Source organism: Bradyrhizobium genosp. SA-4 str. CB756 (genome assembly GCF_000473125.1).
GTDB classification, from domain to species: domain Bacteria; phylum Pseudomonadota; class Alphaproteobacteria; order Rhizobiales; family Xanthobacteraceae; genus Bradyrhizobium; species Bradyrhizobium arachidis.
The window spans coordinates 749,818-772,942 of sequence record NZ_KI421499.1; the positions used below are offsets into that span (position 1 = coordinate 749,818).

Sequence of the window (23,125 nt, forward strand, 5' to 3'; positions counted from 1 at the left end):
AACCGAACCAGTTTACCGTTTTCTCCCGCCGCTCGAGCGCGTGCGCTTATTTGACTTCCTCCGACGACGCTTCCTTACGTTAGCTCAAATTGGCCCATGATGGATTGGACCGATTCGTGAGCTCGGATAGCGTCGAGGTTTCAACGCACCGAGCCCCCGATTGATCCTTGCCGAATTTGAACAACGGGCGGGACTGCACCTTGTCTATTTGAAGCAGCCCGTTGGGTTGCTGCTCTCGGCTACCACCTCTTCCGAACCAATCCTGCAACGAGCTCTCCCGGGTAATCGCCGTGCCCACTGCGGCAAATACGGCGCTGCTGATCGCCTGCTGCTGGCTGCGCAGATGATCCTTGAGAAGCTTATGCCGCGTAATGTAGCCCGCGTTTACGCCGGGAATAGCATGGTTCATCAGGAGCTTGGCGTCGACCTCCGAGACACCTGCTGCTGTCGCAATCGTACGGAAGGTTTGGCGGAGGTCGTTACCCCACTTCGATAGCATTTCCCGGTCCTCCTTTGTCTCGGCCAAATGCCCCGACGCGCTATCGGCCGGAAATACCCAGTCTTGTGCCTGCACAGGATACATTTGCCTTCCGAACCGGATTGCGCGGGCGAGGCAGAGGACCATCTGACGGGACAATGGAATATCGAAAGCTTTCTTCTTGCCGCCCTTTGGTTTGGGAATGTGCAGCGTCCGCTGCCGAAAATCGATATGCTCTGGCTTAGCTTCCTGCAGCGCACTGGGCCGAGAACCGCAAAGGAGAGTAAAAAGGTGGAACTCTCTACGCACGGGGTTGTCGAGGGCGGCGAGCTCCACGAACCAGCCCTTAAGGTCGGCAGACCCCATCCCGGTGTTGCGGCGCTCCTCCTCATTCCAGTCAACCGCATCGGCTGGATTGTCTGACGGCAGCGACCTGTTCGTCTTCCGAGCATGATTGTAGATGGCCCGCAGGGTGCGCATGCTGCCATTGGCCATGTACGGCCCGTTCTCGCTTGTGACTTTATCGGGCTTCTTGGCCACGCTAGCCGGATCGGTTGCGAGCTCATAGAGGGTGGCGTCGAGCCATACCGCAAAAATTCGTTCCACGTGATCGCGGTAGCCTTCGATAGTCTTTTCGCTGCGGTTCTTCCGGACCAGATGCGCCTCGAGGTACCGCTCCCAGGCCTGCCTGAGAGTGATGCTCGCGGTTGTACCGCCACTTTCCATAGCCGGAGCCGGACTCGTCACTTCGGTTTGCTTGTTGTCCTTCGGATGCCGTCCCCGGCTAATCTGCGCCAAATACTCCTTGGCGGTTGCGCGCGCAGCTCGGGTCGACATCTCACTAGCGTCGCCAATGGAAACCCTAATGGATGAAGCCCGCTTGCCGCCCCGCCTGAGGTCACCCTGGACGGTAAAGGTCCTCCTTCGCTTTCCGATGACCACGAAAAAGCCCTTCAATTCTGTATCGCGCGCCAGGTACCAGCCTTCCTTCGGAGCGGGTAATTGAGCGATTGTCTTGTCGGTGAGAGAGATTCGAATATCGGTCATGACGAGAGTCCACGGCCGCCAAAACGGTTTTCAAACGGTGTTGGCGGATTGAGCAGTTGGAAGGCTTGAGTTCGACGGAGCGCGAAGCTATGCGAGAAACATCTATGAACAAAGGGCTTCTCGAGTACTCGTCGCAGCGCGGCGTGCATTCGGAAACTGCGGAGAAGCGATGGTGTTGAACTCTTAATCAGCGGGTCCCAGGTTCGAGCCCTGGTGCGCCCACCATCCCGAAAGCGTTGTTCTTCAATAAGTTACAGGAAGAACTGCCGAGAACGAAATGGGTCTCGTGCGACTTTTTCTTATGATCGGACGCCGCACGGGCGTTCATTACTTCTGAGCACTTCGGAACCGCCGATTTGCCACCAGTGCGCCGGCCAGTGCCGTCCATCCGGTCTGATGCGAGGCGCCAAGTCCTTCGCCGGTATCGCCGTGAAAGTATTCGTAGAAGAGCAAAGAATCGCGCCATGCCCCATCGCGCTGGAAGCGCGAATTCGATCCCAGTGCTGGTCGCCGGCCGTCTGAGTCTCGGAGGAATAATCTGAGCAATCGGCGTTCGAGTTCTTCGGCCACTTGCTCGAGACTTGCCTGCCTACGCGATCCTGTAGGCAATTCAACCGTAAAGTCTTCGCCAAGGTTGGTATGAAGATGTCGTAGCGACTCGATCGCGAGAAAATTGAGCGGAAGCCAAATCGGTCCGCGCCAGTTTGAATTGCCGCCGAACAGCCCTGTTCGAGATTCGCCAGGCTCATAGTCAAGACGGGCAACATGTCCATCCGTGTTGACGATAAGTGGATGTTCGCGGTGGTAACGCGACAAGGATCGCAGCCCGTAAGACGACAAAAATTCTGATTCGTCGAGCATACACGCGAGAATCCGCTTCATGCGCGACTTGCCCACCAGCGAGATCAGCCGAGGGCGTTCATTGGTTGCAGGCGTGTGCAGGAATTCTGCAAGGCCAGGCTTGTTCTCGATGTACCAGCGCGCGCGCTTGCGGAACATCGGCAGTCGGTCCCACAGCGCCGCATCGAGCTCTACGGCCGCAAAGATTGGCAACAGTCCCACCATAGAACGCGCGCGCACCATGAAAGTCGAGCCGTCGCGCTTGCGAAGCCGATCGTAGAAAAAGCCGTCTTGGTCGTCCCACAGCTTGTTCATAGCGGCTGCGATTAGGGCGAAATGCTCGAAGAACTTTACCGCGACGTCCTCGTAGCTAGGCTGATGGTTGGCAAGCAGGAGTGCCATCTCCAGCATGTTGAGACAGTACTTAGCCATCCAGGCGGTGCCATCCGACTGTTCCAGTACATCGCCGTCAGGGTGCATTTGCGAGCGGTCGAACGGGCCGATGTTGTCGAGCCCGAGAAAGCCGCCCTCGAACACGTTGTCGCCATACGTGTCTTCTCGATTTACCCACCAGGTGAAGTTGATCAGGAGTTTTTGAAACGCGCGAGCAAGAAAGTCGAAGTCGGTACCGCCATCGATCCGGAACACCGCAAGCGTGGCCCACGCCTGAACTGGCGGATTCACGTCTCCGAAATTCCATTCATATGCCGGCAACTGGCCGTTCGGGTGCATGTACCATTCGCGCGCCAGCAGCAGCATTTGATGCTTCGCTGCTGAGGGGTCGATGTGCGCCAGCACCACGCAATGGAAGGCGAGGTCCCAGGAGGCATACCATGGGTACTCCCATTTGTCGGGCATGGCGATGATGTCGTGGTTGTTGAGATGGCGCCAGTCAGCGTTGCGACCAGACGCGCGAGCCTCGGGCGGACGTACGGTATCGCCGTCGAGCCAGCGCGCGACGTCGTAGTGATAGAACTGCTGGCTCCACAGCATGCCGGCGAACGCCTGTCGCATCACTGCGGCCTCATCGTCGCTCGTACCGTCAGGGGTCAGCGCTGCATAGTACTCGTCTGCTTCGCGCCTACGCTCGGCATGGATTCGCTCGAAGTCTGCTCCGAGGTTCGCAGCCTGGTCGCGTCCATCACGTGCCAGGCGAAGCCTGAGCTCGACCGTTTCGCCGGCCGCGACTTTGAGGCGATACCAGCAGGCCATTTTTGTACCCCGCCTCGCAGGATTTACGGTCGCCGCACCATGAACGACATGGTCGTTGATGCCGTCCTTCGGATAGGGCGTCTGCTCGGTGGTGGCGCCATACAGGTATCGGGCATTGGTTTCGTTTTCACAGAACAGCAAGGGCGGCGGCCTTCCGGCCGGGTCCGCCCCGGCAGTGAAGCGCCAGCGGCCCAGCAGTTCTTCTTCAGCGATCGCGCCGACGTTGCCGGTCTCAGTCGTCGCCTGGATAATCGGCCGCGCGATGCCAGCCTCCCAGGACCAGCGGTTGCGGAACCACAGTGTTGGAAGCACCTGAAGCTCAGCCGCTTCGGGTCCGGCGTTTCGAACGCTGATGCGCACGCATACGTCATCGGGTGATGCTTTGGCGTAATCCGCCGTGATCTGCCAGTAACGATCCCCTTCGAAAACACCGGTATCCAGGAGTTCAAATTCGGGCTCGTCCCTGTTGCGCCTTGCGTTCTCCTGCCGAAGCAAGGCGTGGGGAAACTCCGTATGGGGGTAGTGGTAGCGCCAACGAAGCCACGAGCTGGTCGGTGTTGCGTCGATATACCACCAGTATTCCTTGGCGTCCTCGCCGTGATTTCCTTCTGGACCACCGAGACCGAAGATGCGTTCCTTCAGGAAGGGGTCACGTCCATTCCAAAAGGAGAGAGCAAAACACAGGCGCTGCGATTGATCGCAAAGCCCGGCAAGACCGTCCTCGTTCCACCGATAGGCGCGCGAGCGCGCGTGTTCGTATGGGAAGTATTGCCAGACTTTGCCATCGGCACTGTAGTCTTCGCGCACGGTGCCCCAAGCGCGCTCACTAACGTAGGGCCCGATCGCTTTCCAGTCGCCGGGAGTATCGGGCGAGGAGTCGGCAAGCCTTGCATGCTCAGCCGAACGGGGGCGACGTTGCCCGACATCGTCCATGCTATGCGGCTTTCGAGGGTTGCAACAGCGCCTTAGCCGTCGCGACGATATGATCGACGGTGAATCCGAACTCCTGCTGCAACGCCTTCAACGGAGCGGAAGCGCCAAATGTGTGCATGCCAATGATTCGGCCAGTTCTCCCCACGTACCGCTCCCAGCCGAATGTGGACGCCTGCTCGATCGCAACGCGGGCCGTGATCTCAGGTGGCAAGACGTCATCGCGGTATTCCTGGGTCTCGCGTTCGAAGACATCCCAGGACGGCATCGAGACCACGCGCGAGCGGATGCCATCCAAGCTAAGTCTCTCATGAGCGTCGGCCGCGAGACTCAACTCGCTGCCGGTGGCAATCAAGATGATGTCCGGCTTGCCCTGAGGGGGGTCGGCAAGCACGTAGGCGCCTCGCGCCACCCCGGATGCCGATGCATATTTGCTGCGATCGAGGACCGGTAACGGTTGGCGAGACAGCGCCAACAGGGCTGGCCGATGACGAAGCTGCATGACGTAGCGATAGGCCTCGACCACTTCGTTGGCATCACCCGGCCGGAACAGCGTCAGACCTGGCATTGCTCGCATTGAGGCGAGCTGCTCGATCGGCTGGTGCGTTGGGCCATCTTCGCCATCGCCCATAGCATCATGGGTAAAAACAAACACCACCGGTAATTCCATCAGCGCAGCGAGTCGCATCGCGGGCCGAGCGTAATCGCTGAAGATCAGGAATGTCGCGCCGAACGGCCGCAGTTTCGACAGTGCGAGACCGTTCAGGATTGCTGCCATCGCATGCTCGCGGATGCCGAAATGCAAATTCTTGCCACCCGGTGTGGCGGCCTGAACATCTCCTGCGCCTTCATAGGTCAAAAGCGTCTTGGTCGATGGACCCAGATCGGCCGAACCGCCGATTAACCAGGGAACGTTCTGCGCCAGAACGTTCAGGACCTTTCCCGAAGCTTCACGACCCGCGACGCCCTTCGAATCCGCTTGGAATATCGGCAGGTTGCGGTCCCAACCTTCCGGAAGTATGCGTTGTTGCATCTGGTCGATCTCGGTTGCCAGCGCCGCATACTTCGCACGGTAACCAGCGAATAGGTCCTCCCATCTACGACGAGCCTCAGCGCCTCGCACGCCAACGCCGGCGGCAAAATGTTCGCGAACGCCGTCTGGCACGAGGAAATCCGAGTTTTCCGGCCAACCGTAGGCGCGCTTGGTGAGCTCGACTTCTTCAACACCGAGCGGCTCGCCATGTGCCGCAGCAGTATCGTGGCGGTGTGGGGAGCCATATCCGATGTGACTACTGAGTATCACCAGCGTCGGTCGGCCTTTCGTATCCCGGAACGTCGTCAAGGCCCGTTCGATGCCCGCGATATCGTTGGCATCACTAACGTACAGGATGTTCCAGCCGTAGCCGGTGAAACGGACGGCTACATCTTCCGTGAAGGCTAGCCGGGTGCTGCCTTCTATCGTGATATGATTGTTGTCGTAGATCCAGCACAGGTTATCGAGGCCGAGGTGGCCGGCCAGCGATGCCGCCTCGGAGCCGATGCCTTCCATCAGGCAGCCGTCGCCGCATACGCTGTAAATGTCGTAGTCGAAGATGGCAAAGTCCGGCTTGTTGTACCGCACAGCGAGCCAGCGCTGAGCGATCGCCATACCGACGCTGGTCGCGATACCTTGTCCGAGCGGGCCGGTGGTGGTCTCGACGCCGGATACCAGATGGTATTCAGGATGTCCTGGCGCGTGACTCCCAAGCTGGCGAAAGCGGCGGATATCGTCGAGGGTAACAGCAGGCCTTCCCAACGTCTCGTACTCGGCATTCACGGCCTGCGTGCGGGTAAGGTAAAGCACGGACCACAGCAGCATCGACGCGTGGCCGTTCGACAGCACGAAGCGGTCGCGACCGGGCCAGATCGGATCTTGCGGATCGAACTGCATGACTCGATTCCAGAGCGTATAGACAAGTGGCGCAAGCGCCATCGGCGTGCCCGGATGGCCGGAGTTCGCGGCCTGAACTGCGTCAATCGACAGTGTGCGGATGGTGTTGATCGCGAGTTGGTCGAGTTCGGCGTCCGTCATGGCTGATTCCCTCCCGCGGGTGTCGAGTACATGGCCGCTCGCGCGCCAACCGGTGTGCGTGCATCGTTAGTAATAGGTTGCCGCCATCAGCCAACAGAGCCGGGATCGAGGAGCACTTCGATCTAAATTCCTCGTTCCCTGCGTTACAGGACCGTCGGGTTGTGCCAACCGCCCGGCGGCGTGACATTCTTGTCCACTTCGTGAGGCCCCCAGCTTCCGGCATGGTATTCGTAGACCGGTGTCGTCATCTTCAAGACCGGGTCGACAATCCGCCAGGCTTCTTCGACGTAGTCCTGTCGTGCAAACAGCGTCCGATCGCCGTTCATCGCGTCGCCGAGCACGCGTTCATATGCATCCATCTCCTCTGGGCCAGGGCGACGGCTGGCCAGCAATTCGACTGGATTTCCGACCTCGCGATCATCATCGTCCATCACCATCGTGCCGAGAGCAATGGCCATGTCGGGATTGACGCGGAACCGCAAATAATTGGGTATCGCGGCGCTATGCGGGAAGATCCGCGGCGCCTCACGGAGGCGCACGATCACCTCCGTGCAAGTGACGGGAAGCAATTTTCCGGCTCGGATGTAAAATGGCACTCCCTGCCAGCGCCAGGAGTCGATCTCCAGCCGGAGCGCGGCGAACGTCTCCACCTGCGACTCCGGAGCAACGCCCGGCTCCTGCCGGTAGCCGCGAAACTGTCCGCGCACCAATTCGTTTTCAGCGATCGGCGGAATCGACCTTAGAACCTTGGCTTTCTCGTCACGCAGCGATTCGCTATCCGATCGCGCCGGCGGCTCCATCGCGAGATTCGCCAACACCTGAAACAGATGATTTTGGATAACGTCGCGAATTGTGCCGGTTTGGTCATAGAAGGCGCCGCGACCCCGCACTCCGAAATTCTCCGCCATCGTGATCTGCACGCTGCTTACGAACTTGCGGTCCCAGAACGACTCCAGGAAGGCGTTTGCGAAGCGAAAGAAGACCATGTTGTGAACAGGTCGTTTTCCGAGATAGTGGTCGATGCGGAAGATGTGATCTTCGTCGAACCTGGCGAGCAGGATCCTGTTGAGATTGCGTGCGGAGGCGAGATCATGCCCGAATGGCTTCTCCACAATGACACGCGCGCCGTTTGTGCAATCGGCAGCGTCGAGATGCTCCACTACGGTTGCAAACAATGCGGGTGGGATCGCCAAATAATGTGCCGGCCGCTGCGCCGAACCGAGCTGCTTGCGAAGGGCGTCGAAGGTAGTGGGGTCCGCATAGTCGCCGTCTACGTAACGTAAAAGACCGGCTAGCTTGTCAAACGCAGCGGCATCGAGGCCGCCGTGCTTTTCGAGGCTATCTCGCACTCGAGCCTTGAGCTGATCAAGTGTCCAGCCGGCCTTTGCGACGCCGACGACGGGCACATCGAGATGGCCCCGCCTCAGCATGGCTTGCAGGGACGGAAAAATCTTCTTGTAGGCGAGATCGCCGGTTGCTCCGAAAAACACCAATGCGTCGGATTTGGGTTCGCTCAGGGCCATCTGGGTCACTCACTGGCTGGCTTTTTCCAGGTGTCCACCGAACTCGTAGCGCATCGCCGAAAGCAGCTTGTTCTGGAAATCGGCCTCGCCGCGAGAACTGAAGCGTTCATAAAGCGCCGTCGTCAGCACCGGGGCGGGCACTGCCTCGTCGATCGCTGCTGCGATGGTCCAACGTCCTTCGCCGGAGTCGGATACGCGCCCAGCGAATTTGGCAAGCGCCGAATCTTCCAGCAATGCCGTTGCTGTCAAGTCGAGAAGCCACGATGCGACCACGCTGCCGCGCCGCCACACTTCTGCGATTTCGGGCAGATTCAGGTCGTACTGGTAGTGCTCGGGAACGCGAAGCGGCGTTGTCTCGGCGTCCGCCGCGTGCGTCTGCTTGCCAATGTTCGCGGCGCGCAGGATGCCAAGTCCCTCGGCATACGCCGCCATCAGCCCGTACTCGATACCGTTATGGACCATCTTGACGAAATGACCGGCTCCGTTTTGCCCGCAGTGGAGGTAGCCATGCTCGGAGGTGCCGGCGGCGGCGTGCTCTCGTCCCGGCGTGCGCGGGATTTCGCCGACACCCGGAGCGAGGGTCTTGAAGACCGGATCCAGCCGCTGCACCGCCTCGTCAGGGCCACCGATCATCATGCAGTAGCCGCGTTCAAGACCCCACACACCGCCGCTGGTCCCGACATCGACATAATTGATGCCCTTCTGCGCCAGTTCCTTGGAACGTCTGATGTCATCGATGTAGTAGGAGTTGCCGCCATCGATCAGAGTGTCGCCGGCTTCAATCAGCGGAAGCAGATCGCGGATCGATTTATCCACGACGGCCGCAGGAACCATCAACCAGATCGCGCGCGGCTTTTCGAGCTTCTTCACGAAATCCGAGAGCGAGGAGCTTCCTGTGGCGTTGTCTTTCACCAGTTCCGCAACGGCGTTCGGCGACATGTCGAAGACGACACATTGGTGACCATGCCGGACAAGTCTTCGCACCATATTGGCGCCCATTCGGCCGAGGCCGATCATTCCGAGTTGCATGAGTGGCTCCTGTTTTTATGCTGCGGCGTTATTATCTCCCCGTGCGCTGGCAACCTGGCGTGCCGAGATCAGTGTCTAGTGCAACTTGTCCCTGAACCTGCGATGTCGGCGGATCAAGGCGTTGGTCGAGCTGTCGTGGACGAATTTGGGTTCGGCTTCGTTGATGAGTTCCGGGATGATGCGTTGCGCCAGCACCTTGCCGAGTTCGACGCCCCATTGGTCGAATGAATCGACTTGCCAGATCGCGCCCTGAGTGAAGACGTTGTGCTCGTACAGTGCGATGAGCTTGCCCAGCGCTGCGGGTGTCAGCTGTTCCATCAGTATCGTATTGGACGGTCGGTTTCCCTCGAATACGCGATGCGGAACGAGCCAATCGGCCGATCCCTCTGCGCTTACTTCGTCAGGTGTCTTGCCAAACGCTAGCGCCTCGCCCTGCGCGAAGACGTTCGCGAGCAACATGTCGTGCTGCTGTCCAAGTCGGTTGAGTGTCTTGTGAAAGGCAATGAAGTCGCAGGGAATGAGACGGGTGCCCTGGTGAATGAGTTGGTAGAACGAATGTTGACCGTTGGTCCCGGGTTCACCCCAATAGATCGGACCGGTGTCGTAGCTGAGAGGATGACCCTCGATCGTGACGTGCTTGCCGTTGCTCTCCATCGTCAACTGCTGGAGATAAGCCGGAAACCGTTTCAGGTACTGCTCGTAAGGTAGCACCGCTACGGTCTGGGCGCCGAAGAAATTATTACTCCAGATGGCAAGCAGCCCCATCAGTACTGGCAGGTTTCGCTCGAACGGCGCGGTGCGGAAATGCTCGTCAATTTCATGGAAGCCGCCGAGCATGGCGCGAAAGTTGTCGGGACCGATGGCGAGCATCGTCGAAAGTCCGATCGCCGAATCCATGGAGTATCGACCGCCAACCCAGTCCCAGAAGCCGAACATGTTGGCGGTGTCGATGCCGAACTTCGTCACTTCCTTCGCATTTGTCGACACCGCGACGAAATGCTTCGCGATCGCCTCCTCGTCGCCAGCAAGCCCCGCGAGCGACCAGCTGCGCGCGCTCCCGGCGTTGGTCATGGTCTCGAGGGTTGTGAAGGTCTTGGAAGAGATGATGAACAGCGTCTCCGCAGGATCGAGATCGCGGGTCGCTTCCACAAAATCGGTGCCGTCCACGTTGGAGACGAACCGGAACGTCATGGCGCGATCGCTGTAATGCTTGAGCGCCTCGTAGGCCATCACCGGCCCCAGATCGGAGCCGCCGATGCCGATGTTGACGATGTTGCGGATTGGCTTTCCGGTGTGGCCGCGCCACGCACCGCCGCGTACGCGATTGGAAAAATCGGCCATGCGGTCGAGCACCGAATGGACCTCGGGCACGACGTCCTCGCCATCGAGCGGGATCGATTGCCCCTTCGGCGCGCGGAGCGCGACATGCAGGACCGCCCGCTTTTCCGAAACGTTGATCTTCTCGCCTCTGAACATTGCATCGATCCGAGCGCGGAGCCCAGACTGTTCGGCCAGTTCCAATAGCAGAGCCAGCGTCTCGTCGGTAATGCGGTTCTTCGAGTAGTCGAGGTAGAGTCCGGCTGCTTCGACCGTCAGGCGCTCGCCGCGTTTGGGGTCTTGAGCAAAGAGCTCGCGCAGATGCAAGCGATCGATCGTTTGAAAATGGGCGGACAAGGCCTTCCAGGCAGGAAGCTCGGTGACCGTTTTCGTCGTAGTTGCCATTATCGCTCCTTTTGACGCGCCATGGCGGCTTGCGCAGTCTGTTTGCGCGAGCGAGTGATCTTTTCCTTCGGCGGACCTTCCCACATCCTGAAGCCGCCCTTGAACGCGTTGGCATTATCTCCAAGACGGCATAATGGTGGCAGTGTTTTCAACTTCGTCGCGTTGCCGCCGCCCAACACGACGTCCTCGGGTTGGAGAGCCGCAACCAAAGATTCAACGACATCTTCGACGTGCTTCCGCCATGCTTTCCTGCCAAATTCCTCCAGCGCGCGGGCGCCGACATAATCTTCGTAGGTCCGCTTCTTGTAGGCGAGGTGCGCTAGCTCCATCGGCTCGACGATGCCATCGACGATCATCGCCGAGCCGAGTCCCGTCCCGAGCCCGAGAAACAGCATTTTTCCGCTCCGGTAGCTGCCGAGCGCCTGCATCGCCGCATCGTTGATGACTTTCGTTGGCAGTTTGAATGCCGCAGCGAAGTTGAAGCCCATCCAGCCCTTTCCCAGATTGTGAGGTTCCGCCATAGGCCGGTCATGCACGACCGGGCCCGGATAGCCAATCGAGACGAGGTCATACTCCCAGCCATCGGCCAGCTTTTTCACGCTCGATACCATCTGCCGGGCCGTCAGGGTCGGCCCGGAGTCAATTGCTCGTTTAACTTTTTCGCCGGAGGCAAGGATCTTGACGTGGGTGCCGCCCACGTCAACGACCAGTATGTTCATGGAAGACCTTTGTCTCGATTGGAATTTAGCTTGCCTTCTTGAGCACCTCGGTCTTGGCGGAGATGACACTCATCAGCTCATTCCAGGATTTGACAAACGATTTGGCGCCCTCATCCTGCAATGTCGCTGCTAGCGCTTCGATGTCGACGCCGGCCTTCGCGAATTGCGAGAGTACCTCTTCGGAATCGCCGCCACTGGAGGGCAACATCTCTCCAATCTCGCCGTGATCGGCGAGGGCCTTAACCGTGCCTTCCGGCATGGTGTTCACCGTGAGCGGCGCGGCCAGCGCTTTGACATATAAGACGTCGGACGCTGCCGGGTCTTTGGTTCCTGTGCTCGCCCATAACAGGCGCTGTGGCCGTCCACCCTCGTTGTAGATGCGCCGCAAACGGGCTGAGGAGAGCAATTCGCACGCCGACTTGTAGGTTCGTTTCGCGACCGCGATACCGAGCTGATTGCGCAATTGCGCAGGCACCTCGTTCGCTATGGCGGCATCCCAGCGGCTGACGAAGACCGACGCGACGGATCCAACATCTGGATTCAGGCCGGCTGCGATGCGCCGCTCGATGCCGCGCAGATATGCCTCGGCGGCAGCGAGATAGTGCTCCCGGCTGAACAATAGCGTCACATTCACGGGCACGCCGGCAAAGATCGTTTCTTCGATGGCGGGCAATCCTTCTCGTGTACCGGGTATCTTGATGAAGAGGTTGAGGCGTTTCGCTTGCGCATGCAGTTCCTTGGCCGCCGCGATTGTGCTGGCCGTGTCATGCGCGAGAAGGGGCGAGACCTCGAGCGAGACCCACCCGTCTACACCATTGGTGCGTTCCCAAATCGGGCGGAACAGGTCTGCTGCCTGGACAAGATCTTCGATGGCGAGCTCGAAGAATAGCGTCTCGCCCGACTTTCCCTCGGTGAGCTTGCTGCGGATCGCTGAATCATAGTGAGAGCTGTTCTTGATCGCTTGGTCGAAGATTGTCGGGTTCGATGTGAGTCCCGTCAGCGAGAAGTCGGCGATGTAGCGCCTCAAAGTGCCGCTGGTCAGCAGCTCGCGGGTGATGTTGTCGAGCCAAACGCTCTGTCCGAGTTCGTGGAGCTTTTGCGTTGCCTTCATCTTTTCACCTTCGCAGCTTCGAACAGTGGGGCGGCCGCAAGCAGGCGACCCAGATCGTAGTCGAGTAGGTCTCCGATCCGGTCCACAGTCACGTCGGGTGTGGCGAAGGAGGCCAGGGCGTTCACGTTGTGTGCATATTGTCCTTGTCGGGGAAGGACGGTGGTGACGCGGTTGCCCCAGGCCTCCTTGACTGCGGCAAGGATACGCGGCTTGTCATCAACTAGAACGTAGTGCAGCGCCGGATAGCGGGCCTCGACATCATCGAGCGCGAGTTCCTTGTGGATGTAGATCAGCACGTGTGAGTTGACTGCCTCCGAAAGTCCCGAGCGCTCAACCTTGCGGGGTTGAAAGACGACGTCGCCATCGGTGAGAAGGACGGTTGGGCCCCACTGACGTAGTCGTTCGAGCACATCCAGGGATCCCGGATACAAACGGTTGGCGAACGGGTAATCGACCAGGAATGACGACATGGACAATAGATGCATGTCCTGCGGGTGTTCGACACGGTACCGCTGGAGTGCACCGAGATAGTCTCGATACCCCAGTTCTTGGAACAGCTCCTCCAGAATTGCCCAGTACCGATCGCGACAAGGGGCACCGTACCGGCGCTCGAGGTAGGCCTTGATGTCGGCCTGGATGCGGTCGTTATCGAGGAGCGTATTGTCGACATCGACCAGAAAGACGACCTGGTTCATCGGCCTTACCCTTACGCAACTCTCTGCGATATGCTCATCGTACGCGCGTAACACGCACGGACATTTCAAGACTATGTTACTCCGACTAGCGCTTAGTGAGCGAAGCTTCGTGCGAACCGACCTTCGACGTGCCCGGTGTCATTCCACAGCCGGATCGCTGGTTCTAACTGATCGTGTTCGTACCCGAGTATGCTCAGGCTTGCAGTGTCGAGTGTGAAGAGTCGTCCGGCCTCCGCATCGAGGCCTAACCAGCGTGCCGCCAGAACTCGGAGAAAATGTCCGCTCGAAAACAATAACACGTTACCTGGGACGTTGCGAACGCGCTCCACAATGCGATCGGCCCGGGCGCCAACTTGATTCGGTGTTTCTCCTCCTGGACAGCCGTCGCGAAACAATTGCCAGCCCGGACGCTCTTCATGGATCTCCTTTGTGCGACGCCCCTCGTATTGGCCGTAATTCCATTCCAGCAGATCGCGGTCGAGTTCCGCTTCGACGCCGAAGCCGGCCAACTCCGATGTCTGGACCGCTCGCTTCAAGGGGCTCGTGAACACTTTTGCGAAAGTGAAACCCAGCAACCGCGAGCGCAAACTTTGCGCATTGAGTTCGCCGCGCTCGGTGAGAGGCAAATCTGTGAGGCCAGTATGCTGGCCCGAGAGGCTCCACGCCGTCTCGCCATGCCTTGCAAGGCAAATGATCGGAAGGACGGCGTTCATGGTCTCGCCCCTTCAGTCGAGGCTTTCGGTGCAAAGCGTCGACGAACTCGGAACACTTCGTGTTAAGCGATATCTCTCGCGGGCCTCGCAGCACGCCGCGCTCTAGTGGGATCGAAAGCGTAGTCCGACTTCTTCAACCAAGCAACGGCAAGCACTGTAGCGGTGGGAAATTTCACGCCGACCACGTGTGCGACAGCGGTGTTGACGTGTTGCTTGGTGTAAATGACCCGGCCGCCGGCGAGATGAGCGAGGTTGCGAACCAAAAGGTTGCATTGACGATACGCCCATCTTGGGGCTCGATCAGCGCCGAGCGGAGGAGACGAGATCATGGGCTACAAGCCGATCGAATCCTACGGCGTCATCGGCGACCTGCACACCGTTGCCTTGGTTGGCATTGACGGGTCCATCGACTGGTGTTGCCTGCCGCACTTTGACTCGCCGAGCGTCTTCGCGGCAATTCTCGACGACCAGAAAGGGGGCTCATTCCGCATCGCCAGCCTCTACGAGGCGCAGTGCAAACAGATGTACATGCCTGACAGCAACGTCCTGGTGACGCGCTTTCTTAGCGACCAGGGCGTCGGTGAGGTCGTGGACTTCATGCCGATCCAAGGCGCGCGCGAGAGTAGAAAGATCCACCAGATCGTCCGGGTAGTGCGGGCGGTGCGCGGGTCGGTCCGCTTCCGCCTCGACTGCCGGCCGGCCTTCGACTTCGCCCGCCGGCCCCACCAGGTCGTCCTGGAGGGCCGGGGAGCGATCTTCGAGGCACGCGGCATGAAAGTCTCGCTCGTCAGCCGCTTCCCGCTTGGTCGGCAAGGCGACGGCGTCGCTGCCGAGTTCGTCCTCAACCCCGGCGAGACGACCACGTTCATCCTCCGCCAGGTGGAGGAGACTTGCCAAGACAGCGTTCATGATGGGGTCCTGCTTGAGGCGCGGCTGGTCGGCACGGAGGCCCTGACGCAGACCCTGGCCTTTTGGCGGCAGTGGCTGAGGAAGTGCAACTATTCAGGTCGCTGGCGCGAGATGGTCCACCGCTCGGCGCTGGTGTTGAAGCTGCTGACGTTCGCGCCGACCGGCGCGATCGTGGCGGCGCCGACCTGCGGGCTGCCGGAAGAGATCGGCGGGGTACGCAACTGGGACTATCGCTATACTTGGGTGCGCGACGCCGCTTTCACCAATTACGCCTTCCTGCGTCTGGGGCTGACGTCGGAGGCGGAGCAGTTCATGGCCTGGTTGGAGCAGCGGGCCGTCGAGGGCGCCCGGGGCGACCCGTTGCAGACTATGTATCGCATCGACGGTGGCCGCGAGCTGCCAGAGGAGGTCCTCGACCACCTCGATGGCTACCGCGGGTCGCGTCCCGTGCGAGTCGGCAACGCCGCTGCCGACCAGCTGCAGCTGGACATCTATGGCGAGCTGATGGATGCGGTCTACCTGTACGACAAGTACGGGACGCCGATCGCCTATGACTCCTGGCGTCACGTGCGCAAGATGCTGGACTGGGTGGCGAGCAACTGGGACCGAGCCGACGATGGCATCTGGGAGGTGCGCGGTGGACAACAGCAGTTCGTGTACTCCAAGGTGCAGTGCTGGGTGGCGTTGGACCGAGCGATCCGCCTTGCGCAGAAGCGGAGTCTGCCGCTGGATCGCGCCCGCCTGGCTACGGAGCGGGACCGCATCTACGAGACCATCATGACGCACGGCTGGAACACCGAGCGGCAGACGTTCGTGCAGCACTTCGCCACTGACGCGGTGGATGCGTCCAATCTGATCATGCCGCTCGTCTTCTTCCTGTCGCCGACCGACCCACGCATGCGCGGGACGCTGGATCGGATCATGGCGGAGCTGGTTTCCGACAGCTTGGTGCACCGCTACGAGATCGGCAGAGGAGCTGGCGACGGCCTGACCGGGAGCGAGGGGACGTTCAATATGTGTACGTTCTGGCTGGTGGAAGCACTGGCCCGGGCGGGCCGCGCCGAGGAGGCCCGCTTCATCTTCGAGAAGATGCTGACCTACGCCAACCACCTCGGCCTGTACGCCGAGGAGACGGGTCCGCGTGGCGAAGCGCTGGGCAACTTCCCGCAGGCATTCACTCACATCGGTTTGATAAGCGCCGCGTTCAACCTGGACCGCCGGCTAGGCGTTGGACCTTGAGTGGGGGGCGGGCCATGAGCGCGCAGATCGCTTATCTAGGGACTTCCGTTCCAGGCTGGGTGAGGGAGCTTTCGAGCAGCGATCCACTCCAGCGTCGCCTCGGTGCATATGCGCTGGGCGAGATCGGCCCGGCGGCAACCGAGGCTATGTCCGACCTCGCCGCTACCCTCCAGGACCCGGTTGCGTTCGTGCGCGTCTGGGCGGCGGCGGCCTTGGCCCGGGTGGTGCCGTCAGGTGGAGAGTCGATCACCGTCCTCGTCGCGGAGTTGGGCAACGAGCTTGCCTTCGTCCGCAGCCTGGCGGCCTGGCACCTCGGTCGCCTCGGTCCGGCCTTCCCGGGGATCGAACAAGCCCTCCGCCCCCTCCGACAGCTAGCGGGTGATGAGGATCCGAGCGTGCGAGTGGAGGCCGCGCTAGCGCTGGGGATGCTCGAGGGGAAGGGCGCCCCGCCGCCGGAGCTGAAGTCCTTGTGCACTTGAGCCTCCGGCGGCATCGCCTTGCACGGATTCGTTCGATCTCTAGCAATACGATCTCGGCGTCAGTCACCGAGCCTCTCTCCGAAGTCGAAGGCTCTCGTCGCCGATAGCGGTCGCTCATTTTGACCACCTACTCCGGGGCCATTTCTCGCCCGGCGAAGAATTTCTACCCTAAGCTACCCTGCCATCCTGTTTGCCAATTGCGAAACGCCAAGCCGCCAGGTGCTCGGCCTCGGCAAGGCCATCTGCGGATGTATTGGCTGGTTGAAGTCGTCCACAACGTTCCGGCGGACCTGCCTTCCTGGATCGAGCTGTTGAGACGTTGGAGGTCAACCAGCGTTCTTCGCCGAAACGCCGTTGCTTGTCGGCGAAGACCGTCTCGCGCCGGGGCCCGGATGAACGTGGACTGCCTTCGCCGTCAGCGGCTCACCGCATTCGGAGCAGATCATGACAGGATCAAACATCTTGTGGCAGTTCTTGTGTTCATGCAGCAGCGGTCGTCCGCGCGAGTCGACCATGTGGACGTTGCCCCAGTGCACAATCGACATGATGATCGGATAGAGATCGAGACCCTTTTGCGTCAGGATATACTCGTAGCGCTTCGGCGCTTCCTGATACGGAATCTTGCGCAGTACGCCAAAGCGGACAAATTTCTTCAGCCGATCGGCGAGCAGATGGCGGGTGATTCCGAGCGACGTCTGGAAGTCATCAAATCTGCGAATGCGCAAGAAACATTCGCGCAGGATGAGGAGGCTCCAGCGGTCACCGATCACCGCCACGGTACGGGCGAGAGAGCATGGCTCCTCCTCAAGGGTATCCCATTTCATTGTCGTCTCCAGCGAATCCGTGGCGCATCACAAATAAATTCTAAATAAGAACTAACAGGAAATCAATGGGATGCCCTTATTCGCGCATCGTTATGCGTATTGTATGATAAACATCATATTGACAGTTCTAAAATAGAACCTTATCGGTGCAGTACGATCAATCGGGTGGCGAACAACCACCGCCGTAAGGGAAGGGCGTTTCATGGCTGCTCCGCTCAAGGTCGAGTTTCATTTCGATTTCGGCAGTCCCAACGCTTACCTCGCCGAGCTCGCGCTGCCCGGCATCGAGCAGCGAACCGGCGTCAAGTTCGACTACGTGCCGGTGCTGCTCGGCGGCGTCTACAAGGCGACCGGCAACCTGTCGCCTGCCGAGTCGCTGCGCGGGATCAAGAACAAGCCGGAATACAATGCGCTCGAGACCCAACGCTTCCTGCGCCGGCACAACATCACGAAGTTCACGGTGAACCCGTTCTTCCCGGTGAACACCCTTGCGCTGATGCGCGGCGCTGTTGCCGCGGAGTTCGAGGGGGCGTTCGAGCCCTACTTCCGCGCTGCCTATCACCACATGTGGGTCGAGCCCAAGAAGATGGACGATCCGCAGGTCTTCCGCGATGCGTTTCTGTCATCAGGGCTGGACATCGATCGCATCAGCGCCCGCGCCCAGCAGGACGACGTCAAGAAGAGGTTGATCGAGAACACCAGCCGCGCCGTGGCGCGCGGCACGTTCGGCTCGCCGACGTTCTTCGTCGGTGACGAGATCTACTTCGGCAAGGACAGCCTGCGCGACGTCGAGGAAGAAATCCTGGCGCAATCGGCCGCAGCGCGGCGCAAGAGCGCCTGACCGGGCGGGGGATATCCGGAACGAGTCGAGCCCGCAAAGGGCCTTTCAACGGGAGGTGTCATTGGCGAACTGGCAGCAGGCTGCAGCGGAAATCACCGAGATGTTGCCGCAGCGCATTCATGAGGTGATGGACCCCTATGTTGCCACCACACCCGACCGGACGGCGCTCATCGAAGACAATGCCACGCTGACCTATCGCGAGCTCGACCGCGCGGTCGGCGCCACGGCGGAGGCGCTATCCACGCTCGGCATCCGCGCCGGCGATCGGATGATGATCGTGAGCGAAAACGCGATTGCGCTCGCCTGCCTCCTGTTCGCGGCCAGTCGCCTCGATGCCTGGGCGATCGTGGCCAACCCGCGGCTGTCGCCGCGTGAGCTCGATCAGATCAGAGATCACAGCGGCGCCCGTCGCATGTTCTTCACGGCGGAGGTTTCCGAAGAGGCGGCCTCGCACGCGACGCGTTACAACGCTCCGGTGCAGGATGTTGGTCCGCTCCACGGCATCGGCGTGTCTGCCCTGAACCAGAACACGCATGCCGAGCCGGTCGAGGCCGACGGCGCACGTCAGGTGGCGGTGCTCATCTATACGTCCGGTACGACCGGAACGCCGAAGGGGGTCATGCTCACGCATCGGAACCTGCTGTTTTCCGCAAGGACCACCGCGAACTTGCGGAGCATGACGGCGGAGGACGTGCAGTATTGCGTGCTGCCGATCTCGCATATCGTCGGCATCTCGCTGCTGACGATGACGCTGATGGTCGGTGGTGTGACCCGGCTGGTCACCAAATACAATCCCGCTGCGCTTGCCAAGGCGCTGGCCGAGGAAGGCATCACGCTCTTGAACGGCGTGCCCGCCACCTACCAGCGCCTGCTGGAATACAAGCAGACGGCCGGCTTGCCCAAGCTCAAGCGCGGCGCGCTGCGCCTGATGAGCGTCGCCGGCGCGCCGCTCGACCTCGAGCTCAAGGCAAGGGTCGAGAAGGAGCTCGGTCTGCCGCTCGGCAACGCCTTTGGCATCACCGAATGCTCGCCCGGAATTTCCGGCGTGCGGCCCGAGGCGCCGCGTCGCGACAATTCGGTCGGAGTGCTCGTGCCGGGTATCGAGGCCCGGATCGTTGCGCGGGACGGCGCCATCGTGACGAACGGTGACATCGGCGAATTGCATGTCCGTGGGCCGAACGTCATGCGCGGTTACTATCGCGCGCCCGACCTCACGGCGAAAGCGATCGACCCGGAAGGGTGGTTCAACACCGGCGACCTCGCGCGCTTCGAGGGCGATGCGATGTTCATCGTTGGTCGCACCAAGGAGATGATCATTCGCTCCGGCTTCAACGTCTATCCGGCCGAGATCGAGGCGGTGCTGAGCACGCATCCAGACGTGGTGCAATGCGCCGTGGTCGGACGATCGGTCCCGGGCAACGAAGAGATTGTGGCGTTCGTCCAGCTCCTCAAGGGCTCCTCGGCAACCGCGCAGGATTTGATGTCGCATGTCGCGCCGGAGCTCACGTCCTACAAGCGGCCATCCGAGATCATCCTCATGGACGCGCTGCCGGCCACGTCGACAGGCAAGCTCCTGAAACACAAGCTGGCGGAATCGCTGCGCAACTGACGCGCGCGAGATCGCTCAAAATCTCACAAGGCTGGAGAAGTCCCATGCAGAAGAGAAACAGGACGGTTGCGGTCATCGGCGCCGGTGACTTTATCGGCGGCGAGATTGCCAAGAAATTCGCCTCGGAAGGCTTCACCATCTTCGCTGGCCGCCGCAATGGCGACAAGCTCGCGCCGCTGGTCAAGGAGATCGAGGCGGTCGGCGGTGAGATCCACGCCCGCTCGCTCGACGCGCGCAAGGAGGAGGAGATCATCTCCTTCCTCAATGACGCGGACAAGCATGCGCCGCTCGAGGTCTGCATCTTCAACATCGGCGCCAATGTCAATTTCCCGATCCTGGAGACCACCGAACGGGTGTTCCGAAAGGTCTGGGAAATGGCCTGCTATTCCGGGTTCCTTGCGGGGCGCGAGGCCGCACGGCTGATGCTGCCGCGTGGCGGCGGCAACATCTTCTTTACTGGCGCGACCGCGAGCTTGCGCGGCGGTTCCGGCTATGCCGCCTTCGCCAGCGCCAAGTTCGGCCTGCGAGCCGTCGCACAGGCGATGGCGCGCGAACTCGGGCCGAAGAACATCCACGTCGCGCATCTTATCATTGACTCTGGCGTCGATACCGAATGGGTGCGCCAGCGCCGGCTCGAAGCGCTCGGCTCCAATGCGCTCGACGATCCAGACCTGCTAATGCCGCCTGCGTCGGTGGCGGCGTCCTATTGGCAGCTCTACCAACAGCCCAAGAGCGCGTGGACGTTTGAGCTCGAGATCCGTCCCTTCGGCGAGAAGTGGTAGGAGCGCGCCCCATGGAGCTCGCGCTATCCCCGGAAGATGCGGCGTTTCGCGACGAAGTGCGCGCGTTCATCAAGGACAATTATCCGACCGAGATGCGCGTTCCCAATCCGGAGACCGACCTTTCCAAGGAGCAGATGCTGCTGTGGCATCGCATCCTGCACAAGAAGGGCTGGATCGCGCCGCTCTGGCCCAAGGAATATGGCGGGGCCGGCTGGTCCATCACCCGCCGTTTCATCTTCGAGCAGGAGACCACGCGCGCGGGCACGATGCCGCCTTTGGCGTTCAGTGTCACCATGGTCGGTCCCGTCATCTATACGTTCGGCAATGAGGCGCAGAAGAAGAAGTTTCTTCCCCGCATCCTCTCGGGCGAGGATTGGTGGTGCCAGGGCTATTCCGAGCCCGGCTCGGGCTCCGACCTCGCCACCGTCCGCACCAAGGCGGTACGCGACGGCGACCACTACATCGTCAACGGCCACAAGACCTGGACCACGCTGGCGCAGCACGCCGACTGGATCTTCTGCCTGGTACGGACCGATCCGGCGGCAAAGCCGCAGTCCGGCATCTCCTTCCTGCTGATCGACATGAAGTCGCCGGGCGTCACCGTGCGTCCGATCATCACCATCGATGGCTCCCATGAGGTCAACGACGTCTTCCTCGAAAACGTCCGCGTTCCCGTCGAGAACCTGATCGGCGAAGAGAACAAGGGCTGGACCTACGCCAAATTCCTGCTCGGCAATGAACGTACCAGCATGGCCGGCATCGGCCGCTCGACGCGCTATATCGAGAAATTGAAGAGGATCGTGAAGGCGGAAATTCCGGAAGACGATCCGGCGCATCTCGAATTCATCAAAGACATCGCGCGGGTCGAGCTCGACGTGCTGGCGCTGGAGGCAACCGAGCTGCGCGTCGTCGCCCAAATGGCACGCGGCATCGATCCGGGGCCGGCGGCCTCGCTGTTCAAGATCCGTGGCACCGAGATCTTCCAGGACATCACCGAGCTGACCCATCGTGCGATCGGCAATTACGGGCTGGCCATTCGCGAACATCCGGCCAGTGCCAATCATTACATGCCGGGACCGGACTACGGCCACACCGCATCGGAGAAGTATCTCAACTCGCGCAAGCTCTCCATCTACGGCGGATCGAACGAGATCCAACGCAACATCATCGCAAAAGCGGTGCTCGGCCTCTAGCGATCGACGGACAGGGGAATCGGATGGATATCCAGTTCACGGAAGAGCAAGAGCTACTGCGATCAAGCGTTCAGCGTCTGCTGCGCGATCAGTACGATTTCGATGCGCGCCGCAGGATCCTCGCGAGCGAGGAGGGGTATAGCCGCGAGCAATGGCGTGCCTTCGCTGAGCTCGGCCTGCTGGGTGCGCCGTTCTCCGAGGAAGTTGGCGGTCTCGGGGGCGGTCCAATGTCGACGATGATCATCATGCAGGAGTTCGGCCGTCATCTCGTGGTCGAGCCCTTTGTCGAGACGGTGGTCCTCGCCGGCGGTCTGCTCGAGCGTACCGGTTCCGCCGAGCAGAAACACGGCTTCATTCCGGACATCATTGCTGGCACCACGACCTGGGCGCTCGCCTGGACCGAGAAGAACTCGCGCTTCGATCTCGCCAACGTCACAACCACTGCTCGGCGCGAGGGTAACGGCTATGTGCTGACCGGCCAAAAGACCGCGGTCGTCGCCGCGCCCTGGGCGGATTATCTGATCGTCTCGGCGCGCACGTCCGGCCAGCAGCGCGATCGCGGCGGCGTCAGCCTGTTCGTGGTCGATCGCCGCGCCGCCAACCTCACTCTGCAGAGCTTCAGGACGATCGACGGCCGACGCGCGGCCGAGATCAGCCTGCGCGGTGTTGCCGGTCAGTTGCTGGGCGAAGAGGGCGAGGGTGTGGCCGCGCTGGAGGCCTGCCGCGACCGTGCCATCGGCGCGCTCTGCGCCGAGGCGGTCGGTGCGCTGGCTGAATTGAATGCCGCGACGCTGGACTATTCCAAGACCCGCAAGCAGTTCGGCACGACAATCGGCTCTTTCCAGGTGCTGCAGCATCGGATGGTCGACATGTTCATCGCGCATCAGGAAGCGCTTTCATTGATGCAGCATCTCACGCTCAGCCTTGATGCAGGCGAGGCTGGCGTGTCGCGTCTCGCGTCGGGCGCCAAGTCGAAGATTGGCTATGCCGGCAAGTTCATCGCCGACCAGGCGGTGCAACTGCATGGCGGCATGGGCATGACTGACGAATTGAACGTCGGACATTATTTCAAGCGGATTTCCTCCATCAACATCCAGTTCGGCGATCCCGCCTTTCACCTGCTGCGCTACGCGCAGCTCGATGCGGCCGCCTAGCAGAG

At 60.8% G+C, this 23,125-nt stretch carries 18 protein-coding genes; 7 read left to right on the plus strand and 11 right to left on the minus strand.

Annotation, left to right across the window (positions count from 1 at the left end; all coding sequences use genetic code 11):
- Positions 1-79: 79 nt before the first annotated feature.
- From BRAGE_RS47670 to BRAGE_RS0103670, 10 genes are all read right to left on the minus strand, one after another.
- Complete coding sequence (locus tag BRAGE_RS47670) at positions 80-1,525, minus strand: tyrosine-type recombinase/integrase (RefSeq protein ID WP_084334980.1); 1,446 nt, start codon at positions 1,523-1,525, stop codon at positions 80-82.
- A 327-nt stretch (positions 1,526-1,852) separates the two neighbouring features.
- Positions 1,853-4,510: an MGH1-like glycoside hydrolase domain-containing protein gene (locus BRAGE_RS0103630; protein ID WP_027564503.1), complete on the minus strand. Its 2,658-nt coding sequence runs from the start codon at positions 4,508-4,510 to the stop codon at positions 1,853-1,855.
- 1 nt (position 4,511) lies between these two features.
- The gene (gene tkt / locus BRAGE_RS0103635; RefSeq protein WP_027564502.1) at positions 4,512-6,578 is read right to left on the minus strand and encodes a transketolase; all 2,067 of its coding nucleotides are present in this window, start codon (positions 6,576-6,578) and stop codon (positions 4,512-4,514) included.
- A gap of 143 nt (positions 6,579-6,721) precedes the next feature.
- Positions 6,722-8,095, minus strand: a complete 1,374-nt coding sequence (gene zwf / locus BRAGE_RS0103640; protein ID WP_027564501.1) for a glucose-6-phosphate dehydrogenase — start codon at positions 8,093-8,095, stop codon at positions 6,722-6,724.
- A 15-nt stretch (positions 8,096-8,110) separates the two neighbouring features.
- Positions 8,111-9,130 (minus strand): phosphogluconate dehydrogenase (NAD(+)-dependent, decarboxylating), encoded by a 1,020-nt coding sequence (gnd, locus tag BRAGE_RS0103645; protein WP_027564500.1) that lies wholly within the window; start codon positions 9,128-9,130, stop codon positions 8,111-8,113.
- Positions 9,131-9,205: 75 nt separating this feature from the next.
- A complete protein-coding gene (pgi, locus tag BRAGE_RS0103650) occupies positions 9,206-10,852 on the minus strand; it encodes a glucose-6-phosphate isomerase (RefSeq protein WP_027564499.1) in 1,647 nt (548 codons plus the stop codon).
- Positions 10,852-11,571 (minus strand): ROK family protein, encoded by a 720-nt coding sequence (locus tag BRAGE_RS47675; RefSeq protein ID WP_051377669.1) that lies wholly within the window; start codon positions 11,569-11,571, stop codon positions 10,852-10,854. The genes pgi and BRAGE_RS47675 overlap by 1 nt, the downstream gene beginning before the upstream one ends.
- Before the next feature lie 25 nt (positions 11,572-11,596).
- Complete coding sequence (tal, locus tag BRAGE_RS0103660; RefSeq protein WP_027564498.1) at positions 11,597-12,682, minus strand: transaldolase; 1,086 nt, start codon at positions 12,680-12,682, stop codon at positions 11,597-11,599.
- A complete protein-coding gene (locus BRAGE_RS0103665; protein ID WP_035729342.1) occupies positions 12,679-13,377 on the minus strand; it encodes an HAD family hydrolase in 699 nt (232 codons plus the stop codon). Before BRAGE_RS0103665 ends, tal begins: the two co-directional genes overlap by 4 nt.
- 92 nt (positions 13,378-13,469) lie before the next feature.
- Positions 13,470-14,090, minus strand: a complete 621-nt coding sequence (locus tag BRAGE_RS0103670; protein WP_027564497.1) for a histidine phosphatase family protein — start codon at positions 14,088-14,090, stop codon at positions 13,470-13,472.
- A 327-nt stretch (positions 14,091-14,417) separates the two neighbouring features.
- Here BRAGE_RS0103670 and BRAGE_RS0103675 point away from each other — a divergent pair, with 327 nt between their 5' ends.
- Both BRAGE_RS0103675 and BRAGE_RS0103680 read left to right on the plus strand, forming a co-directional pair.
- Positions 14,418-16,238, plus strand: coding sequence for a glycoside hydrolase family 15 protein (locus BRAGE_RS0103675; RefSeq protein WP_027564496.1), 1,821 nt, complete (start codon positions 14,418-14,420; stop codon positions 16,236-16,238).
- A gap of 14 nt (positions 16,239-16,252) precedes the next feature.
- Positions 16,253-16,717 carry a HEAT repeat domain-containing protein gene (locus BRAGE_RS0103680; RefSeq protein ID WP_027564495.1) on the plus strand — a complete coding sequence of 155 codons (465 nt, stop codon included), beginning with the start codon at positions 16,253-16,255 and terminating at the stop codon, positions 16,715-16,717.
- Positions 16,718-17,043: 326 nt separating this feature from the next.
- Here the strand turns inward: BRAGE_RS0103680 and BRAGE_RS0103685 are convergent, their stop codons facing one another.
- Entirely contained in the window at positions 17,044-17,541 is a 498-nt protein-coding gene (locus BRAGE_RS0103685; RefSeq protein WP_027564494.1) for a winged helix-turn-helix transcriptional regulator, read from the minus strand.
- A gap of 202 nt (positions 17,542-17,743) precedes the next feature.
- Between BRAGE_RS0103685 and BRAGE_RS0103690 the strand changes: the two genes are divergently transcribed.
- Genes BRAGE_RS0103690 through BRAGE_RS0103710 form a run of 5 tightly spaced genes read left to right on the plus strand, consistent with a single transcriptional unit; the run spans position 17,744 to position 23,120 of the window.
- The gene (locus BRAGE_RS0103690) at positions 17,744-18,382 is read left to right on the plus strand and encodes a 2-hydroxychromene-2-carboxylate isomerase (protein ID WP_027564493.1); all 639 of its coding nucleotides are present in this window, start codon (positions 17,744-17,746) and stop codon (positions 18,380-18,382) included.
- Positions 18,383-18,437: 55 nt separating this feature from the next.
- Entirely contained in the window at positions 18,438-19,991 is a 1,554-nt protein-coding gene (locus BRAGE_RS0103695; RefSeq protein WP_027564492.1) for a class I adenylate-forming enzyme family protein, read from the plus strand.
- A 44-nt stretch (positions 19,992-20,035) separates the two neighbouring features.
- Positions 20,036-20,773: an SDR family oxidoreductase gene (locus BRAGE_RS0103700; RefSeq protein ID WP_027564491.1), complete on the plus strand. Its 738-nt coding sequence runs from the start codon at positions 20,036-20,038 to the stop codon at positions 20,771-20,773.
- Between the two features lie 11 nt (positions 20,774-20,784).
- Positions 20,785-21,966, plus strand: a complete 1,182-nt coding sequence (locus tag BRAGE_RS0103705) for an acyl-CoA dehydrogenase family protein (protein ID WP_028146194.1) — start codon at positions 20,785-20,787, stop codon at positions 21,964-21,966.
- A gap of 23 nt (positions 21,967-21,989) precedes the next feature.
- Entirely contained in the window at positions 21,990-23,120 is a 1,131-nt protein-coding gene (locus tag BRAGE_RS0103710) for an acyl-CoA dehydrogenase family protein (protein WP_027564489.1), read from the plus strand.
- Positions 23,121-23,125: the final 5 nt, after the last annotated feature.

Bases quoted from the DNA above. Each gene is read 5' to 3' on its own strand.
- BRAGE_RS47675 (WP_051377669.1), bottom strand. From the start codon at position 11,571: ATGAACATACTGGTCGTTGACGTGGGCGGCACCCACGTCAAGATCCTT.
- BRAGE_RS0103710 (WP_027564489.1), top strand. From the start codon at position 21,990: ATGGATATCCAGTTCACGGAAGAGCAAGAGCTACTGCGATCAAGCGTT.
- tkt (WP_027564502.1), bottom strand. From the start codon at position 6,578: ATGACGGACGCCGAACTCGACCAACTCGCGATCAACACCATCCGCACA.
- BRAGE_RS0103685 (WP_027564494.1), bottom strand. From the start codon at position 17,541: ATGAAATGGGATACCCTTGAGGAGGAGCCATGCTCTCTCGCCCGTACC.
- BRAGE_RS47670 (WP_084334980.1), bottom strand. From the start codon at position 1,525: ATGACCGATATTCGAATCTCTCTCACCGACAAGACAATCGCTCAATTA.
- BRAGE_RS0103705 (WP_028146194.1), top strand. From the start codon at position 20,785: ATGGAGCTCGCGCTATCCCCGGAAGATGCGGCGTTTCGCGACGAAGTG.
- tal (WP_027564498.1), bottom strand. From the start codon at position 12,682: ATGAAGGCAACGCAAAAGCTCCACGAACTCGGACAGAGCGTTTGGCTC.
- pgi (WP_027564499.1), bottom strand. From the start codon at position 10,852: ATGGCAACTACGACGAAAACGGTCACCGAGCTTCCTGCCTGGAAGGCC.
- gnd (WP_027564500.1), bottom strand. From the start codon at position 9,130: ATGCAACTCGGAATGATCGGCCTCGGCCGAATGGGCGCCAATATGGTG.
- BRAGE_RS0103680 (WP_027564495.1), top strand. From the start codon at position 16,253: ATGAGCGCGCAGATCGCTTATCTAGGGACTTCCGTTCCAGGCTGGGTG.
- BRAGE_RS0103690 (WP_027564493.1), top strand. From the start codon at position 17,744: ATGGCTGCTCCGCTCAAGGTCGAGTTTCATTTCGATTTCGGCAGTCCC.
- BRAGE_RS0103700 (WP_027564491.1), top strand. From the start codon at position 20,036: ATGCAGAAGAGAAACAGGACGGTTGCGGTCATCGGCGCCGGTGACTTT.
- BRAGE_RS0103675 (WP_027564496.1), top strand. From the start codon at position 14,418: ATGGGCTACAAGCCGATCGAATCCTACGGCGTCATCGGCGACCTGCAC.
- BRAGE_RS0103630 (WP_027564503.1), bottom strand. From the start codon at position 4,510: ATGGACGATGTCGGGCAACGTCGCCCCCGTTCGGCTGAGCATGCAAGG.
- BRAGE_RS0103665 (WP_035729342.1), bottom strand. From the start codon at position 13,377: ATGAACCAGGTCGTCTTTCTGGTCGATGTCGACAATACGCTCCTCGAT.
- BRAGE_RS0103670 (WP_027564497.1), bottom strand. From the start codon at position 14,090: ATGAACGCCGTCCTTCCGATCATTTGCCTTGCAAGGCATGGCGAGACG.